Below are 18,528 nucleotides of genomic sequence, written 5' to 3' on the forward strand. Positions count from 1 at the left end.
ATGGACTGGAAAGCCCTGACAGCGAAGCTGTTCCCCGATGGCCATACCGTGGTCGAGAAAGATGATTTCTTAAGCGGCACGGCAGAGGTCGACGGTAGCACCGTGACGGTGATCGGCACTACCGGCCATGCTGCGATCGGCGTTGAAATCGCTTTGTTGCAGGCGCAGGCGATCCTGGCGACCGTCCGCCAGCATCCGCAACGATCCATCGTGATCCTGGTTGATACCCAAGGCCAGCGCCTGCGGCATCGGGATGAAATGCTGGGCATTAACAGCTATATGGCGCAGCTGGCAAAGTGTATCGACCTGGCGCGGCGGCGGCAGCACAAGATCGTCGGGCTGGTTTACGACCAGGCATTGTCGGGCGGCTTTATCACCAGCGGCTTGATGGCCGACGCCTGTTATGCCTTGCCGGACGCCACCATCCGCGTCATGGGTCTGCCAGCCATGGCGAGGATTACCAAGGTGCCTGAAGCAAGACTGACAGAGCTGGCCAAGAGCAACCCTGTATTTGCACCCGGCGCCGTCAATTATCTGCATATGGGCGGCATCGAAGCGATCTGGGATGGCGATCTGGCCCGGCAACTGGTAACGGCTTTGCGCGAGGCCGACCCGCAAGACCGGCGCAGCGCAGCCGGCCTGCAACGCGGTGGCCGCAGCCAGGCTTGGCAGGTAACCCAGGCTGTGATGGATTATGCTGGCCCGCCATAGCCTGGTCTGGCTGAGCGCCGAGGGCTGGCAACGCGCAGCGCAAACAGTGTCGGCAGAGCGGGATTATCAGCCCGTGCTGCAACGCTGGCGGCATCATGACTGGCCGGCGGTCCTGCGCCGCCGTGAAGCGGGCATTCCGGAAGATCAGTTATGTCTCGGGCTGGCACTGCCGCCTGACGGCAACGGCGACAAGACCAGAATCCCTTTCAAGGTGCAGCTTGCCGACGTGCAGCGGATTACTGATCCGCTGGCATTACGAGCAGCCTTGAAACATGCGCCCTCCGGCTGGAGTGGCGCGTTGCATGCGTTTGCCGATGATTGCGTGAACAGCGGCATAGCGATGCGGATATACGGTTCCTGGGCCTGGCAAATCCTGACGCAGCAAAGCTACGTCAGGACAGGTTCGGATATCGATCTGCTGTTTGCGCCCGTCAGCGCCGAAGAATTGACGCGCGGCCTTGGCTTGCTGGCGCAACATGCGGCACTGCTGCCACTGGATGGCGAAATCGTTTTTGCGGAAGGCCAGGCAGTGGCTTGGAAGGAATGCTGGCAGGCGCTGCAGACCGACAGCCGGCAACGAGTGCTAGTCAAGACCGGGAATGTAGTCAAGCTGACGCCCCTGGCAGCACTGATCTCCACTCTGGAGGGCGCATGATGCTGACCAATCACCATGTCGATACGCGGCCCCCGCAGTCTCCACAATTGCGCCGCGAAGGTTTGGCGCAACAGCAGAGTTCGCGCCAGCAGCGCGCATTTTGCCTGACGGTCGGCCAGCTAGCCTTGCGTAGTCTGTATCGTGAATTGCAACTCTATCCAAAACCCGGGCTGGTGTCGCCGGTGGACAGCGGTAGTCACGCTGACATGGACGCCGTCACTTTCATGCGTAGCCTGTTTGCGCTGCGCCACTATTTCATACGGATTACGCAGGCTGGCATGGCAGGCAAGGAATTTGCCGTGCTGAAGCAACTGGGCATGGATGCCGAGCAAACCATGTTGCAAGCCACTGCCGGCATCAACACCCATAGAGGGGCGATTTTTTGTCTTGGCATGTTGTGCGCAACGGCGGGTTATTGTCATGCTCGGCGCATGCCGTTGTCGGCAGCTGCGATTCGCGCTAGCTTGCTGATTCAATGGGGCGACGGATTGAGCCGGCATATGCAGGATCGGACGGCGACGTCGCATGGTACGCAGGTTGCGCAAAAATACGCAGTGAGCGGCGCCAGCGAAGAGGCTGCGCTTGGCTTCCCGTCCTTGTTCGAGCTTGCCTTGCCACGTTTTCTGCAGACGCTGCGAGCAGGGCGCGGCTACGATGCCGCTGCTATCGATACTTTGTTTGCCTTGATGGCAACAATCAACGACACTAATCTCTACCATAGGGGCGGGCTGGCCGGCGCCGATAAGGTGAAAACCAGCGCCCGTCAATTTCTGGATGCAGGCGGCTGCGCAACAGAAGACTGGCGCGAGCGCGCAATTAGTTGCCACAAGGTATTTATTCAGGATAAGCTGTCGCCCGGTGGCGCAGCCGACTTATTGGCCGCCACTTATTTCATGCATGGACTTAGCTACTTGCGGTGATCGAGACCGTCTGCCGATCGCCCATGCTGCTACTGCCTCGACCAAACACTTAATGCATCGATCAATTGATCCTTATCATCTCTGGAGAATAAATGAAGAAGTTGTCTTTGGCTGTCGGCATCGGTTTGCTTGGCTTGCTTGCAGTTGGTAGCGCTAACGCTGAACCGGGCATTACCTCCAACACCATCGTGATCGGCCAGTCGGCCGGCTTTACCGGTACTGCGGCTGAGGAAGTAAAACAGGCAACGGCCGGCGCGCAATTGTATTTCGACATCGTCAACAAGCAAGGCGGCGTGTTCGGCCGCAAGATCGTGCTGGAATCGCTCGACGATGGCTTTGAACCCAAGCGTACTGTCGAAAACACCCGTAAGCTGTTGAATGAAAAGAATGCGTTCGCATTGTTCCTGTATCGCGGCACGCCGACCACCGAATCCATCATGAGCGCCATCAATGAGGCCAAAGTGCCCTTGATCGCCCCGGTCAGCGGCGCTACTTCGCTGCATGAACCTATGCAGCACTATCTGTTTAATGTGCGCTCCAAATACCGGGATGAAGTCGGCACCGCCATCGAGCAGTTGTCCGGCATGGGGTTGCAGCGTTATGGCGTGCTGGTGTCCAACGATTCGTTTGGCAACGACGCGCTGGAAGGCTTGAAGCAGGCGATCAAGAAACATAAATTGCCGGAGCCGGTGATCGCCAATTACGAGCGCAACACGGTGGCGGTGGAAGGTGCGGTGAAAAAGATTTTCGATGCCAAACCACAAGCAGTACTGTTGATATGCACCGCCAAGCCATGCGCGGCATTTATCAAACAGTACCGCGAGGCCGGCGGCTCGCAGCAACTGATTGCGTTGTCGAATGTCAGTTCGCAAGTGTTTTTGCAAGGATTGGGTAAAGATGCGCGCGGCCTCGGCATGACGCAGGTATTCCCGAATCCAAGAAGTTCGAGCACGCAGATTTCCAAGGAATTCATGACAGCGCTCAAGACCCGCAGTGAATTGTCCGATTCCTATCCGACCCTGGAAGGCTTCATTTCTGCCAAGGTATTGGTAGAAGGTTTGCGCCGCGCCGGCAAACAACCGACCCGCGAAAGCCTGGTCAGCGGTCTGGAAGGCATGGGCGGTTACGATATAGGCGGCATGGCGCTTAAATATGGCCCGAACAGCCGCGATGGCCTCAATTTCATTGAATTGACAGTGATTGGTAAGGATGGTTACGTGCTGCGTTAAGTCACCAAGGTTTTTACGGTATACGCGACGAGCAATCCGAACTAACCGACTCTGGCCCTAATGCCGTTAAGTTAAGGTTACCGGTTATAGCGCTTGGCACGTCATTCCCGCGAACGCGGGAATCCATTTTAACCACCATGCTCTGCAACATGGATCCCCTCGTTCGCGAGGATGACGGAGTGACCGCATTGGTCCATCTAAAGAATACCGTTCGTGGCTTAACTTAACGGCATTAGACTCCGACCCCGGATCACTATGTCGTCAATGCGCATCTGCAGAGAGGGGGGGCATATTGATGTTTATAGATAGATTTCAAACAGGCTTTAAGCCACACCGCGAAGTGGATCGTATATGACTCCGCGCCTTGCAATCCTGTGCCCGGGGCAGGGCGGGCAGCATGCTGCGATGTTCGATCTGCCGCGCTCCGATCCGGCAACCGTGGAATTGCTGCAGCAATGGCTGCCCGATACCGCGCTGGGGCAACCGCTGCAGCAGATACTGGCTGATGACGCCTTGTTGTTTTCAAACCGGCTGGCGCAGCCGCTGATAGTGGCGGCGATAGCTGCGGTCTGGTCGGCGTTGCAGCCGTTGTTGCCGCCGCCGGCATTGGTCGCCGGTTATAGCGTCGGCGAGATCGCTGCCTACCATGTCGCCGGCGCAATTTCCGCGTCGCAAGCGATCCAGCTGGCGAGGTCGCGTGCCGCGCTGATGGACGCTTGCCTGCAGCCGGCATCCTCTCAAATCCTGTTCGCGGTTAGCGGCATTGCTGCCAGCAAGCTTGCGGCTTTGCTGGCGCCATACCGCTTATATGTGGCGATTGAGACCGACGCCGATAGCTGTATCGCGGGCGGTCTGGCTCAGGATATGCATGCGGCAACCAGCGAAATCGAGCGTCTGGGCGGCACAATCCGTGTACTGCCGGTGACGGTAGCTTCCCACACTCCCTTGATGGACCATGCAGTCCTGCCATTTGCGCAGCAACTGCGTCAGCAGTTTTCGATAGATCCGCCAGTGCCTGTGCTCTCGGGCCTGAGCGGGCAAGTCCTGACAAAAAAAGAACCGGCGATAACGGTGCTGTCGCAGCAATTGGCGCAAACCATACGCTGGAGCGATTGCATGGACGCCTGTGCCGAGCAAGGCATCACAGCGGCGCTGGAACTGGGGCCGGGCGCTGCGCTGTCGCGGATGTTGCAGGCGCGTCATCCGCATATCGCATGCCGCTCGGTGAGCGAGTTCCGTTCATTGCAAGGTGCGCGCAGCTGGCTGCAACGTTTGTGAAACTAGCGAATTGCATAGGGATCAGGGTTTTTCCGCATCTGGCCGCCCAGGCAGCACTATTTCCACCGCATGCTCGCGCTTGTCATCCTGCAGGACGATCACCGCATCCATTTGCATAACCCCGTCGACGGTAACCTGAGTACCAGCATCGCCGACCACGGTTTGCGTGACTATTATCCTGTACATGGTGTCGCGGTAGCGGTAATTCATGCGATAGGTCTTCCAGTCATTCGGCAGGCAGGGCGTGACATGCAGTTTGTCTCCTTCCAGTTTCAGGCCCAGCAGCGATTCGACAATCAGGCGATACATCCATCCCGCTGATCCGGTATACCAGGTCCAGCCGCCGCGGCCGACATGCGGCGCTCTGGCATAGACGTCAGCGGCGACAACATAAGGCTCGACCTTATAAGTAGCGATTTTCCTGGCGGTCTTGCCATGGTTGAGAGGATTAATCAGCCGCATCAATTCCCAGGCGCGCCAATGATTCCCCAGTTTGGCAAACGCCATCACGGTCCAGATCGCCGCATGGGTATACTGCCCGCCATTCTCGCGTACACCGGGAACGTAGCCGCGGATATAACCGGGATCCTGGTCGGATTTGTCGAACGGCGGGTCCAGCAACTGGATAATGGCTTCAGTGCGCCGCACCAGCCGCTTGTCGACAGCCTGCATCGCCGTCCGCACGCGTTGCGGATCGCCGGCGCCGGACAATACCGCCCAGCTTTGCGAAATCGAATCGATCTGGCATTCGACGTTTTGAGCCGAGCCGAGCGGAGTCCCGTCGTCGAAATAGGCGCGGCGGTACCAGCCGCCGTCCCAGCCGTTTTTTTCGATGTTTTTCTGCAGTTGCCCGGCTTCAGAACGACAACGACCGGCGAAAACCTGGTCTTGGTGAATGTCGGCTATTTCAGCGAAACCGATCAACACGTCATACAGGAAGAAACTGAGCCAGACGCTTTCACCTTTGCCCTTGTCGCCGACCTTGTCCATGCCGTCGTTCCAATCGCATGATCCCATCAGGGACAGGCCGTGTATGCCAAATTTCAAGCCCTTCTCGATGGCGCGCACGCAATGCTCATAGAGTGTACCCACCTGGCTCGAATGGCCTGGCAGGTCATAGTAAGAGTCTTCCTCCGGATTGAGCGCACGGCCTTCCAGGAAATGTGCGCTTTCTTCCAGCACACCGCTATCGCCGGTAGTGCTGACGTAACGATGGACCGCCAGCGGCAGCCACAGGTAGTCGTCGGAACAATGGGTGCGCACGCCACGGTCGGTAGGCGGATGCCACCAATGCTGGACATCGCCTTCGATGAATTGGTGAGCCGCACACAGCAGCAGTTGGGCGCGCAACAGTTGCGGCTGGTTGTGCACCAGAGCCATTGCATCCTGCAGCTGGTCACGGAAGCCGAAGGCGCCGCCGGACTGGTAGTAGCCGCTACGCGCCCACAGGCGGCAAGCGATGACCTGGTACATTAGCCAGCCGTTGGCGAGCAGATTGAGTTCCTGGTCCGGCGTCTCGACCTGGACTGCGCCTAGCGTCCGCTCCCAGAACGCATGCACGACTTGCAAGGCGTTCTGTGCAGCAGCTGCGCCACGGCAGCGCTGCACCAGGTTACTGACGTTAGTCTGGCGGGTATCGGCCATGCCGAGGATGAACACGATGTCGCGTTGCTGGCCTTGGTTGAGCTCGAATTGCATCTGCAACGCTGCGCAAGGGTCGAGGCCGGCGCCGACCTTGCCTGACAGGCGGACACGTTCCATCGCCGCAGGTTTTTGCAAGGATCCGTTGCGGCCGATGAATTCGTTACGGTCGCCGCTGATGCTGCGGGCGCCGGCGTCGACATCGAAGAACGCGGTGCGATCGGTGAATTCGGTGTTGTAGGGATTGCGCGCGAACAACGCGCCGGTAGCCGGATCGGTTTCAGTGACGATATGCATGGCAGTTTTTGGGCGCAGATCGCCGAGCACCCATTCAACATAGCCGGTAGCAGACAATTTGCGCACCGTGTCGGATTCGTTGCGCACCCGCAGTACCGAATATTTAACCGATGCATCCATCGCGACATACACGGTCAACTCGGACACAATGCCATCTTCGACGTGCTCGAACACGCTGTAGCCAAAGCCGTGCCGTGTCACATAGTCGCCCGTGCCACGGCGCGGCAGCGGAGTAGGGGACCAGTAATGTCCGCTCTCCTCATCGCGCAAATAAAATACTTCACCGCCAATGTCGCTGACAGGATCGTTAGCCCAAGGCGTCAGGCGGAATTCATGGGCGTTTTCACCCCAGGTGTAAGCTTGTCCGCTTTCAGAAATGACGCTGCCGAATTGCGGGTTGGCTATGACATTCACCCATGGCGCCGGCGTGACCTGTGTGCTGGAGGTAATGATCACATATTCGCGTCCGTCCGCTGTAAAGCCGCCAAGGCCATTCTCCATCAGCAGATCCCGGCTGGGCACTTCAATCTCCTGCGCGATGGCGAACGGCGCCTGTCTCAATGCCGGCGTCAGGCGCGGCACGCGGATTTCCATCAGGTCGCGCCGGTTGATTTGCTCCGCCAGCGTGCCACGGCCGTCGCTCAAGATCACCCTGGCCACCGACTGGAACAGAATCCGGTCTTCTTCGGAGATCTGATCGATCAATCGCACGAAGATGCCACCGGGGCGGTCGATTTCGTGGGCGCCGGTCACCGACGAAATCAGCCCCAGGATCTGTTCTTGCAATAATTGCCGATAGCCGGCGTGGTCTTCGTTCCAGATGACCAGATCGATCACCAGTCCTTTCGAGCGCCAATACGCATGCGCTTGCACCAGCTGGCGCACCAGCTCGATGTTTTCCCGGCTCTTGAGCCGCACCAGCACGATCGGCAAATCGCCGGAGATAGCGTAACCCCACAAACCGGATTGACCGCGGTGATTGCGGATCAGAATACTGGCGTCGGCGCGCAGCAGCGGATTGGCGTAAATCACCGAATTCGCCAACCGGCTATATAGCTGGGCATCGGCTTCGCTGGCGTTGAGCTGACGCAGCACCACCTGGCTATGCGGCCAGGATAGTTCGACCACGCGGTCTGCCAGATGCCTGTCCTGGTATTTCTCTATCAAGCCGAGGCAGGCATCACGCGAATCGCCGATACCGGTCACCATATCGATGGTGGCAGTCTGTTCTGCTTCAAGCGTGATTTGATAACGGATGGCGACGATCGGATCGAGTACCGGGCCGGCGTTACCTGCCAATGGCCCGGGATTGCGCATCGCTTGCGGTGCGGCGACGGTATTGCCGCGGCCGATAAACTGCATGCGGTCGGTTTCATACGATACCGTGCCGACTTCGGCGCCATGCAGCGCCATCAGATGGAACATCCACGGCATTTTTTCATTCATCGAGCGCGGGCGGCGCGTGCACAGGATGGCACGTTGGGCCGCGACGATTTCAGTCTGCACGAAGAGATTGCTGAATGCCGGATGGGTGGCATCGGCCGCGGCCGGCGCCAGCACCACCTCGGCGTAGCTGGTGATGTCTATGGTACGGAGCGTGCGCGAGCGATTGATGATACGGGTACGGCGCAATTCGATGTCGTCTTCCTGCGACACCACGATTTCGGTATGCATGTCGAAATTGTTGTCGCGCCGGCGGAATTCTGCGCGGCCTTCGGAGAAGATCACTTCGTAACTGTCCGCCGGCGCCAGTGTGGGCTGGAATGCCGTCGACCAGAAATGACCCGGTTCGCCCCCGTTCAATTCACGCACATAACAGAAAGTGCCCCAGTTATCGCGCGTGCTATCTTCTTGCCAGCGGCTGACGGCAAGGTCGTTCCAGCGGCTGCGGCTGCCACCGGCGCTGGTGATCATCACGTGATAACGTCCGTTGGATAGCAGCTGCACTTCCGGAGTCCGTGGATCGGGGCGTCGCAGCACACGCATTTGCATGCCCTGGTCGACTGCCGCAGTGCGGATGTCGGCCAGTTCCGTGGTGTTCGAATAAGTTGCGCTGGCTTTCGGCACACGCTCGTGCAGCAGCGACATGGTGGCCTGGAATAGCGGGTCCGATTCGAAACGCTTTTGCATGGGCGCGTCGAGCAGCAAATAGGCCAGTGACAAAAAGCCCATGCCCTGGTGATGCGCCATGAATGAGCGGATTACGGCACTGGGCTGTCCACGCGGAACGCGCGACGACGTGTAGTCGATCGCCTCGAAGAAGCCGTACTCGCCTTCGAAGCCTTCAGCCGACAATTGCTGCAGGTTGCGGCAAGCCTCTTCCGGCGCCACCATCAGCGCCATCATCGAGGCATACGGAGCGATCACCAGGTCGTCGCCGAGGCCGCGTTTGAAGCCGAGGCCAGGCACGCCGAATGCGCGATACTGATAATTAAGACTGGCATCGAAAGTGTGATAACCCGATTCCGAAATCCCCCACGGCACGCCACGCTGCAAGCCGTATTCGATGTGCCGTTTTACCGCCGAGCGGTAAGTCTGGGCCAGCAAGGTATTTTCAAAATTCGGCATCACCAGCAGAGGCATCAGGTACTCGAACATCGAGCCGCTCCACGACAACAGGATCGGTTCGCCGCCGGCGATGGTGAGCTGGCGCCCTAGCGCAAACCAGCTTTCCTGCGGGATCTGCCCTTGAGCGATGGCGACGAAGGTAGCGAGCCTGGCTTCGGAGGCTAACAGATCATAGAAACTGACATCGCGCCGGCGATCGCTGATGTTGTAGCCGATCGCCAGCAGATGGGTGGCCGGATCGTACAGAAAGCCATACTCCATGTGAGAAAACTCTGCGGCTTGTGTTACCAGCTGTTCGATCAGCAGCATGCGCTCGGCGGCATGGCGGCTGCCCTCGGCCACCAGTTGACTTAGGCCAGGTTGCGCTTCGGCTTGCGGCATGCCATCGCCAGCAGCGTGCTTCGCCTCAAGCAGCGGCGCCAGATCGGCATGTATCCGCGCCAGTTGCCGCAAGGTTGGAATCTGGTCCAGCTGCGGGAACTCATTTATCCAATCCGCCGGCGCCAGCATATGTACCCATGGCGTCAGGATGTTCAACTCATTCAGGGCTTCACGGCACTGGCTGGCCAGGGCGCGGGCCCAGACATTGAGCTGGGTATCGGGAACGGTGTCGAGGCCGGCAACGAAACTTGCCGAACAGTGGCTCAGGCTTTGCAAGCAGTCGTGCACTACCATCAGTGTGGCCGGCGCAGATTGGCAGGCGGCTTCCAGATCCTTTTCGAACTGGATAAGTTTCGCGAGCGGTCCGCCGCCTGCCGTGTCGCGCAGGATTTCATAGGTGTCGCGGATGCCGGCAAATATCCTGGTGTCGAATATCGGCGTATCGAGCAAGCCGGTCAGGCCAGGCCGCAGAGTCATCAGGTGACCGGCAAGATTGCCGCTATCCACCGTTGAAACATAGATCGGGTGCAGCGGTTTCAGGTATTGCGTGTCGTACCAGTTGTAGAAGTGCCCCTGGTAGCGTTCCAGGGAAGCCATGGCCTGGAAAGTGTTCTGAGTCCTTTCGAGCAGCTGTCCGGACGGTATGTAGCCGAAATCATAGGCGCTCAGGTTGGCCAGCAAGGACAGGCCGATGTTGGTGGGCGAGGTGCGGCGCGCGACAACCGCCACCGGGTGTTCCTGTACGTTGTCTAGCGGCAGCCAGTTATCTTCGGGACCGACATAGGTTTCGAAAAACAGCCACATCTTGCGTGACAGCGATTTCAGGAAGCGTGTCTGTTCCTGAGACAGTTGCGCCACGCGGCGCGCAATCGGCTGGCTGATCCAATACGCGATAACGGGTGACGACCACCACAGCAGCAAAATCACAGCAGCCGCTTGCAGCGCGTGTGGATTCCTGAGCACCAGACAAGCCGCCGTGGCAAGTGCGATCACCGGCGCGGTCCACATCGATCTATAGTAGGACAACAAACCGTTCCTGGCCTGGCGACTGGCTTCGCTGGACGGGTTCCATTCCAATAGTTTTTTATGCGAAACCAGTATCCGCCATTGTGTACGGATAATGGCGTCGAGGTTCATTGCGGCCTCATACGGCAGGAAAATCAAGGTCAAGGCAGCATGGGCAAAATGCTGCAGAGCCGCGCGCAGCGATGCGGAAAAATGTTGACGAAACAGTACATCATCCGGCTTCCTGAGCAGGCTTAGCGTACTGGCGCAGATGGATGGAATCAGCAAGATGCCGAGCGCGACGCAGGTCCAGAACCAGGCCGAAGCCAAACCGATCCAGCCGACCAGCAACAAGGCCGTCAGCGCAAACGGGACCACGCTGCGCCGCAGGTTGTCGAACAGCTTCCAGCGCGACAAGGCCGAAAGCGGATTGCGGTGATGGCCGATCTTGCCGCTTGCCGCGTCGCGCACACCCGGCACCCTCGGCAGCAGCCAGGAAGCTATCTGCCAGTCGCCCCGTATCCAGCGATGGCGACGGTTGGCGTCGGCGCTGTAGCGTGAGGGATATTGTTCGTACAGCTGGACATCGCTGAGCAAACCGGCACGTGCATAACAACCTTCCAGCAGATCATGGCTGAGCACGCGGTTTTCCGGCATGCGGTCCTTCAATGTCTGTTCAAAGGCGTCGACATCGTAGATGCCTTTGCCGACGAAAGAGCCTTCGCCAAAGAGATCCTGGTAGACATCCGATACAGTGCGGGTGTAAGGGTCGATGCCGGTTTCGCCGCCGCACAATAGTTCGTAGCGTGAGGCGCCGGCGCTGGGCAGGCTGACCGCCACCCGCGGCTGCAGGATGCCGTAGCCTTCGACCACGCGCTGGCGGCTGGCGTCATAATGTGCGCGATTCAGCGGATGGGCCATGGTGGCCACGAATTTTCTGGCGGCGTCGCGCGGCATTTCGGTATCGGTATCGAGCGTGATCACGTATCTGATATTACGCAAACCTTCCGTATTGCCGACGATTAGCGAAAAGCTTTGTTCCGCTCCGCCGCGCAAGAACGCGTTGAGATCAGCCAGTTTGCCGCGCTTGCGCTCGTAACCCATCCAGGTCTTTTCTTGCGGATTCCAGCGTCGCGGGCGGTGCAGCAGCAGGAAATTGCTGTCTTGATCCTGTTGGTATTTTTTGTTCAATTCCTGAATGTTGTGTTCGATATGCTGCAACAGGCCGTCGTCTTCCGGCATCGCTTCGGCCTTTGCGTCGGCGAAATCGGTCAACAGGCAAAAACGCAGGTTGGCGTCGCGATTGGCCAGATAGCGCACTTCAAGTGCTTCGGTCAGGTTATCGATGTTTTGCCTGGTGAACAGTATTGTAGGTACTACCACCAACGTGCGCGATTCAGCTGGAATGCCGCTCGAAAAATCCATGCGCGGCAACGGGTGCGGTATGGCGATCAAGGTAATCAGCCAGTTGACCATGGCGTGCGCAAGCTGGCTGCCGGCTACCAGCGCGAGTGCCGCCACCACTGCCAGCAGCCAGTCGGCTGCGCCATCGTCATACGCCTTGGCGACGATGCCGCCGGTGACCGCCAAGGTGATCAATAGCATGCTGGCCAGATAAGCGGCCAGCGGCGCGGCTTTGCCAGCGCGTCGCAACACTTCCATCGATGGCAGCCTGGCCGCTGCTGCTTGTTCCAGCTGCGTTAAACCTTTGCCGACCAGGTAATAGCCGACATGCGCGGTGTGCTGGTCGGCATCAGTTGCCTGGGCGCCGGCAAGGCGCACCGCATGCTCGGCAATGTCGAATTCCGACTGTGGGCTGTATCTGGCAATTTTTTCGACGACGTGCCGATAGTGATCGCGCGTGGAAAAGTCCATGCGAGCATAAATATCACCCGGATCCTTGCGCAAGATATGATCGACCACACTCATGGTCTCGACAAATTCACGCCAATCCATGGCGCTCAGGAAACGCAGGCTGCCGATACTATTGCTGATCGATACCTGATCGGCGGCTTGTTGCTGAGTTTCAGACTGAACCAGCAGCTCGATGGTCTGGCCGGATTCCGCCAGGCGTTGCGACAGCCAGGTCAAGGGCAGCGTCAGCGCCGGGCTTTGTCCTTGCAGGCGGCGTACCAGTTCGGCCACGAACGCGCTATCCAGCGGCGGATTGGAACGCGCCATGTCGGCCACCAGCAAAATCAGGTTGCTGGGATCGTTTTCAGCGCTCTCCACCATGGCGTCGGCCCAGGAATCGGCCAGATTGCGGTTGAGACGCGTGTTGGCCAGATGGGTGGCAACGCGCCGCAGGTTTTCGATCAGCGCCAGGCGCAGCATGATAGGAATCGCCCACAGCTCACCCAGCTTCAGGGGCGTAACTTGCTGGTAGGCGGCGACGAAGCGGCTCAGGCTTTCAGGATCGACCCTGCCATCGCCGTGCGAAATGGTTTCCAGCGCAATGTCATAGACACGCGGCCGGCCGGCCGAGTTGCCGCGCAGTAGGCGTGGCAGTTCCTTGCTGTAGTTTTTTGGCAGATGCCGTTTGGCGGTACGGATCTGTTCCTCAATCAGATAAAAATTATCCAGCAGCCATTCGGCGGCAGGGGTGACCTGGCGGCTAGCCTTGATCGCTTCGGTCAGCTGGTTGCAGGCGTCGATGATGACATTTTCATTGTCGGCCAGACGCGACAGCAGCTGGTCGCGCCCGCGTTCGCTGCTGAGTTTGTGCGCATTGGCCAGGATACGGCCGTGTTGTTCCATCTGCAAGGCGCTGAACAGTTCTGCGCGCAGTGGTAATTCATCCTCTGCCTGTCCGTTGCGCATGCTGCCGGGCAGCAATGCGTTCTTGATGCCGAGTAAGCTGTCGTAGAGAGATGTATGGTCTGTTTTCAATTCTGACGTTTCCATTTGTGCAATGAAACTGAGAAGAATCGGATCACAGAGCGTAGACATTTCTGTCAGAGATCTGATTCTGGCCCTGCAAAATATCGCTTCAGGCAACAGCACGCGTTCGCTGTCAAGAGGGGCGGTCGACAGGGGGCAGTAGGGATGGAGGCCGTAGGGACAGACTGGTGCGCTGCGGACCGTCCTACGCTTTACAGCTTAGCAGTTTCTCGGGGCGAACTCCGAATATCGATCGGAATTCGCTCTGGTCGGCCTCATTTCGTTCTCCTTAAGGTAATTCGTCGAACTTTTATTTTAAGGATAGATTTGCTGCCGACTCCGCTTTTTTAAATCATAGGATCTACCAAAGCCGGCCTATTTCCCAAGCGTCCAAAACATCGCCAGCACGGCGAGCGCCATGACTCCGGTGCAGAGCCAGCCTAATCTCTTCAATCTGACGGTGATCACGAATCGTCCCATGATTTTCGGATGCGCAGCCATCAGCATCATCACGCACATGATAGGCACCGAAATGACGCCGTTAATCACAGCGCTCCAGTACAGTGCCTTGATAGGATCGATGGGAGCGAAGCAGAGCGCTACGCCGATGGCGGTCGAGATGGCGATGATGCCATAGAATTTTCGGGCCATCGCAGGTTTCAGTTCCAGGCTGTTTTTCCAGTGGAAAGCCCCCGCCATGGCGTAGGCGGCTGAACCGGCAAGTACCGGGACCGCCAGCAATCCGGTGCCGATGATGCCCGCGCTAAACAGCCAAAAGGCGAACTCGCCGGCAATCGGGCGCAATGCGGAAGCCGCCTGCGCCGAGGTTTGTATATCCGTGACGCCGTGCAGGCCGAGGGTGACCGCTGTCGTCAGCATGATGAAGTAGGCGACGATGTTGGAAAAGCCCATGCCAAGGCTGGTGTCGGTCTTGATCCGGCGAAAGCTGGCGCTGGCCTGGTCAGGGGCATCTCTCAACGGTTTAGCGTCCGGATTGGCTTGCAGGTCTTCCACTTCCTGCGAAGCTTGCCAGAAAAACAGGTAAGGGCTGATGGTGGTGCCGAATACGGCCACTACCGTAGTGATGTATTCCGGCTTCCAGGATAAGTGCGGCCAAACGGTTTTTGCCAACACCTCGGTCCACGGCGTATGCACCACGAATGCGGTGCCGACATAGGCTAGCAAAGCCAGCGTCAGCCATTTCAGCAGGCGGACGTAACGATTATAGGGAATCAAAATTTGCAGCAAAAGCGACAATAGACCGAAGCCGAATGCATATAAATGCGCGGGGCCGCCCGCCAGCAGTTTCAATGCTTCTCCCATGGCGGCAACATCGGCAGCAATATTGATCGTATTGGCTACCAGCAGCAAGCCGACGATGCCATATAACAGCCAAGGCGGATAGTGACGGCGGATATTGGTAGCCAGGCCATGACCGCTGACGCGGCCGATTTTGGCACTGACCATCTGGATGCCAACCATCAGCGGATAGGTCAGAAACAGCGTCCACAACAGATTGAACCCAAACTGCGCACCTGCCTGGGAATAAGTGGCAATGCCGCTGGGATCGTCATCTGCGGCGCCGGTAATGAGGCCCGGCCCTAGCTTCTTCAGCCAAGATTCTTTTGGATTTGGATTTGTCATTTGTGAGCCGCCTGCCAGAAAGTCAGTCTCAATATTCGTTTGAGGTTAGCCGTGTTGTTGTTTGCTTAATGCGCTACGGCAGGAATTTCACGTTTTCATGCTATTGCTCAAAAGAAGCCTATTGTTGAGCGCTATTCCGGTCTGTACGTTAGCGAACAATGTATATGGAAATGTGCCGATATGTTCGGCATTAAAACGGCGGGTATGTGCGTCAGCGTACCGATCTCTCGCGATATACGACGTACATTGGACGCATTGCTTCGGCACAGAATTGCCGTTGATATCGCGCGCCGGAATCCTTGAGTGGCCTGTCAATGGCAGCTTGGCAGGATTCGATTCTGACGCTCTGCCATTTCCTCATTCTTATGGAGAGAAACCATGCACGCATCAAAAAAAACACTTGAAACAACTTCCTCTGAAATCGATACCGCAGCCATTCGCGCGGCCGCCAAAAATATGGACGATGGCGCAGTAACAGCGGGTTACCAGGGAAATCGGCAGCAAGTAATTGACATGCTCAACGGTGCGCTGGCGACGGAGCTGGTTTGCGTGCTGCGTTACAAACGCCACTATTACACGGCATCCGGCCTGCAAAATGGCTCCATCAAGGCGGAATTCCTGGAGCATGCAATGGAAGAGCAGGGGCATGCCGATCAGATCGCAGAACGTATCGTGCAGTTGAACGGCGAGCCTGATTTCAATCCTGGTACGCTGGTGCAGCGCAGTCATGCGGAATACGATGATGCCGGTGACGTCAAGTCCATGATCAAAGCCAATCTGATTGCCGAACGTGTCGCCATCGAGGCCTATCGCCAGATGATTGAACGCATCGGCGACAGCGATCCAACCACGCGCCATATGCTGGTCGGCATCATGGCCAAGGAAGAGGAGCACGCTGACGATATGCGGGATTTGCTGGCTTGAATGCCGCGCGTCATTTTGTCGGACAACATTGGCGCGTCGATCGCGCCTCACCAGCATCTTGAGGAGAATATCTTGTTGGAATCAAATTTGAAGGCCGTCAACGATGACGTAAAAAAACTGATCAATGATGCGCAAGCCTTATTTTTGGCAGCCGCTGATTTGACCGGCGACAAGGCGGAAGAAATGCGAAATCGTGGCATGCGGCTGCTCGACAGGGCAGTACTCGCAGCCCAAGGGGCGCAAGCGAATGCAATGGTCGCTGGCAGGGAAATGGCGGATTCCGCAGAAGTCTATGTGAGAGAGAATCCGTGGCGCGCACTGGCTGCAGCGGCCGGTGTGGGATTCCTGGCAGGCGTGATCCTGGCCAAGAAATAGCGCTATCGCCGCGCGCAGCGATAGCGCGTTGTTTTAGGCGATTATCCGGCATCTCGGGAAGCGGCGTGGCGCAAATCGCGCCGCGCTTTTTATTGCCGAAACGGGTTTACAGTCGCCCTGTCAGCAACATGACGATCAGGATGACAACGATCAGGCCGGTGATGCCACTGGGGCCGTAACCCCAGTTGCGGCTGTGTGGCCAGCTCGGTAAAGCGCCGATGACGATGAGAATCAAGAGAATGAGTAAGATGGTGCCCATGCTTGGCCCCTAGAGAGGTGGTTGAAAGACTGGGTCGCAGGCAAGAGCGCGTAGCTTGCGACAGGAACTTAACGCTGTGGTTGCTGTGATTGCAGTGACTTTTCCCGGCTAAGTATGGAACCAAGATAATCGGGAAAGATCACAAGGTCTGTACGCTGGCGTACAAAGCAAGATCGCAAGATCGCAAGATCGCCTGCCTGGCGATCGCTGACCTGAATTTTCGGTAGATGTTTACCGTAGTAGTATTGATCAAAAAATGAGCTGGCCGGAAGTCTGGCGTTTATTGTGACAGAATACAAAGTCCTGCAGATGCAGGGGGGCGATTTACACACTGCAATTTGCACACTGCCTGGAGACTGCAATGCGTACCGAAACAATTGGTAACTATGAAATCGAATATTCCGGAATTCAGTTGCCCGACAGCGAAGGCTGGGTCGCCAATCTGGCCATTTATGCGCCATCCACCAATCCCATGCATCGAAATGATATTTTTCCGTCGCAACGGGTTGCGGTTGACACCGTCTTTTCCAGCGAACAGGAAGCGGAGGCAGAGGCTCGTGTTTTTGCCATTTCGATGATAGAAAAAGGCAGGAAAGCAGAGTTGTAAAATCGACGTAAGCATCACGCGCAAACGTAGCGAAATCAGGAAGATTCCAAAGTAAAGATTATTCAGCGAGGAGATGCACGATGCAGTTAGGGATGATTGGACTGGGGCGCATGGGCGCCAACATGGTAAGGCGCCTGACCAGTGGCGACCATCAATGCGTGGTATATGACATTCATCCGGATGCGGTCCAGGCGTTGGTGCATCCCGGCGCGACAGGCGCATCTTCACTGCAAGACCTGGTGAGCAAATTGAGCAAGCCGCGTGTGCTGTGGCTGATGTTGCCGGCTGCCGTGGTCGATGAAAACCTGGCGCTGCTGACGCCCTTGCTGGACGCTGGCGACATCGTGATCGACGGCGGTAATTCGTATTATCACGATGACATTCGGCGCGGCGTCGAATTGCAAGCAAAGCAGATCCACTACGTCGACGTCGGCACCAGCGGCGGTGTCGCCGGTTTCGATCGCGGGTATTGCCTGATGATTGGCGGCGATAAGGAAGCCGTGCAGCATCTTGCGCCGATCTTTGCCACGCTGGCGCCAGGAGTTGATGCGGCAAGTGCAACGCCAGGCCGCAAGAAGTCTGACAGTAGCGCCGAGCAGGGTTATCTGCATTGCGGTCCGCAAGGCGCCGGGCATTTCGTCAAGATGGTGCATAACGGTATCGAGTACGGCATCATGGGCGCTTATGCCGAGGGCTTGAACATCCTGCGCAACGCCAATATCGGCAAGCGCAACCATGACAAGGATGCAGAAACGACGCCGCTGCGCAATCCCGAGCACTATCAATATGAATTGGACCTGCCCGAGATCACCGAACTTTGGCGGCGCGGCAGCGTGATCGGCTCGTGGTTGCTGGATCTGACCGCCGGTGCGCTGCTGAACGATCCGAAACTGGAGCAGTACGCCGGCCACGTGTCGGATTCGGGCGAAGGGCGCTGGACCATCAACGCCGCCATCGACGAAGCGGTGCCGGTACCGATTTTGAGCGCCGCTCTTTTCACGCGTTTCAGTTCACGCGGCGAAGGTGATTTCGCCGATAAGGTCTTGTCGGCGATGCGGCAAGGGTTCGGCGGTCATGTCGAAAAGCCGGCCAAACCACAGGAAGATTGATGACGGCAGTGGCCGAAAATATCAAAAATATTGGTTGCCACTGCC

The 18,528-nt window shown here is 57.7% G+C and carries 12 protein-coding genes; 9 read left to right on the forward strand and 3 right to left on the reverse strand.

The window, feature by feature from the left end:
• The 5 genes from KHU29_RS05025 (at position 1) to KHU29_RS05045 (ending at position 4,793) form a co-directional block, all read left to right on the forward strand.
• Positions 1 to 711, forward strand: coding sequence for a biotin-independent malonate decarboxylase subunit gamma (locus KHU29_RS05025; protein WP_211451582.1), 711 nt, complete (start codon positions 1 to 3; stop codon positions 709 to 711).
• Positions 695 to 1,366, forward strand: a complete 672-nt coding sequence (mdcG, locus tag KHU29_RS05030) for a malonate decarboxylase holo-[acyl-carrier-protein] synthase (RefSeq protein ID WP_211451583.1) — start codon at positions 695 to 697, stop codon at positions 1,364 to 1,366. The genes KHU29_RS05025 and mdcG overlap by 17 nt, the downstream gene beginning before the upstream one ends.
• Positions 1,363 to 2,286 carry a triphosphoribosyl-dephospho-CoA synthase MdcB gene (gene mdcB / locus KHU29_RS05035; protein WP_246541504.1) on the forward strand — a complete coding sequence of 308 codons (924 nt, stop codon included), beginning with the start codon at positions 1,363 to 1,365 and terminating at the stop codon, positions 2,284 to 2,286. The genes mdcG and mdcB overlap by 4 nt, the downstream gene beginning before the upstream one ends.
• Positions 2,287 to 2,378: 92 nt before the next feature.
• Positions 2,379 to 3,515: an ABC transporter substrate-binding protein gene (locus KHU29_RS05040; protein WP_211451584.1), complete on the forward strand. Its 1,137-nt coding sequence runs from the start codon at positions 2,379 to 2,381 to the stop codon at positions 3,513 to 3,515.
• 351 nt (positions 3,516 to 3,866) lie between these two features.
• On the forward strand, positions 3,867 to 4,793 hold the full coding sequence (locus tag KHU29_RS05045; protein WP_211451585.1) for an ACP S-malonyltransferase: 927 nt from the start codon (positions 3,867 to 3,869) through the stop codon (positions 4,791 to 4,793).
• 21 nt (positions 4,794 to 4,814) lie between these two features.
• Here the strand turns inward: KHU29_RS05045 and KHU29_RS05050 are convergent, their stop codons facing one another.
• Complete coding sequence (locus KHU29_RS05050; RefSeq protein WP_246541533.1) at positions 4,815 to 13,505, reverse strand: glycoside hydrolase family 94 protein; 8,691 nt, start codon at positions 13,503 to 13,505, stop codon at positions 4,815 to 4,817.
• A gap of 435 nt (positions 13,506 to 13,940) precedes the next feature.
• The gene (locus tag KHU29_RS05055; RefSeq protein WP_211451586.1) at positions 13,941 to 15,209 is read right to left on the reverse strand and encodes an NRAMP family divalent metal transporter; all 1,269 of its coding nucleotides are present in this window, start codon (positions 15,207 to 15,209) and stop codon (positions 13,941 to 13,943) included.
• A 378-nt stretch (positions 15,210 to 15,587) separates the two neighbouring features.
• Here KHU29_RS05055 and KHU29_RS05060 point away from each other — a divergent pair, with 378 nt between their 5' ends.
• Entirely contained in the window at positions 15,588 to 16,133 is a 546-nt protein-coding gene (locus KHU29_RS05060; protein WP_211451587.1) for a ferritin-like domain-containing protein, read from the forward strand.
• Positions 16,134 to 16,205: 72 nt separating this feature from the next.
• Complete coding sequence (locus KHU29_RS05065) at positions 16,206 to 16,508, forward strand: ElaB/YgaM/YqjD family protein (protein WP_211451588.1); 303 nt, start codon at positions 16,206 to 16,208, stop codon at positions 16,506 to 16,508.
• 106 nt (positions 16,509 to 16,614) lie between these two features.
• Here KHU29_RS05065 and KHU29_RS05070 read toward each other — a convergent pair whose 3' ends face one another.
• Complete coding sequence (locus KHU29_RS05070) at positions 16,615 to 16,767, reverse strand: DUF3309 domain-containing protein (RefSeq protein WP_092358678.1); 153 nt, start codon at positions 16,765 to 16,767, stop codon at positions 16,615 to 16,617.
• A 361-nt stretch (positions 16,768 to 17,128) separates the two neighbouring features.
• On the opposite strand from KHU29_RS05070, the gene KHU29_RS05075 reads away from it, so the two are divergent.
• Positions 17,129 to 17,374 carry a hypothetical protein gene (locus tag KHU29_RS05075; protein ID WP_211451589.1) on the forward strand — a complete coding sequence of 82 codons (246 nt, stop codon included), beginning with the start codon at positions 17,129 to 17,131 and terminating at the stop codon, positions 17,372 to 17,374.
• Positions 17,375 to 17,454: 80 nt separating this feature from the next.
• Complete coding sequence (gnd, locus tag KHU29_RS05080; protein WP_211451590.1) at positions 17,455 to 18,483, forward strand: phosphogluconate dehydrogenase (NAD(+)-dependent, decarboxylating); 1,029 nt, start codon at positions 17,455 to 17,457, stop codon at positions 18,481 to 18,483.
• The last annotated feature ends 45 nt before the right edge of the window (positions 18,484 to 18,528 follow it).

It is taken from the genome of Collimonas antrihumi (assembly GCF_018304965.1).
In the GTDB taxonomy this organism is placed as follows: Bacteria; Pseudomonadota; Gammaproteobacteria; order Burkholderiales; family Burkholderiaceae_D; genus Collimonas; species Collimonas antrihumi.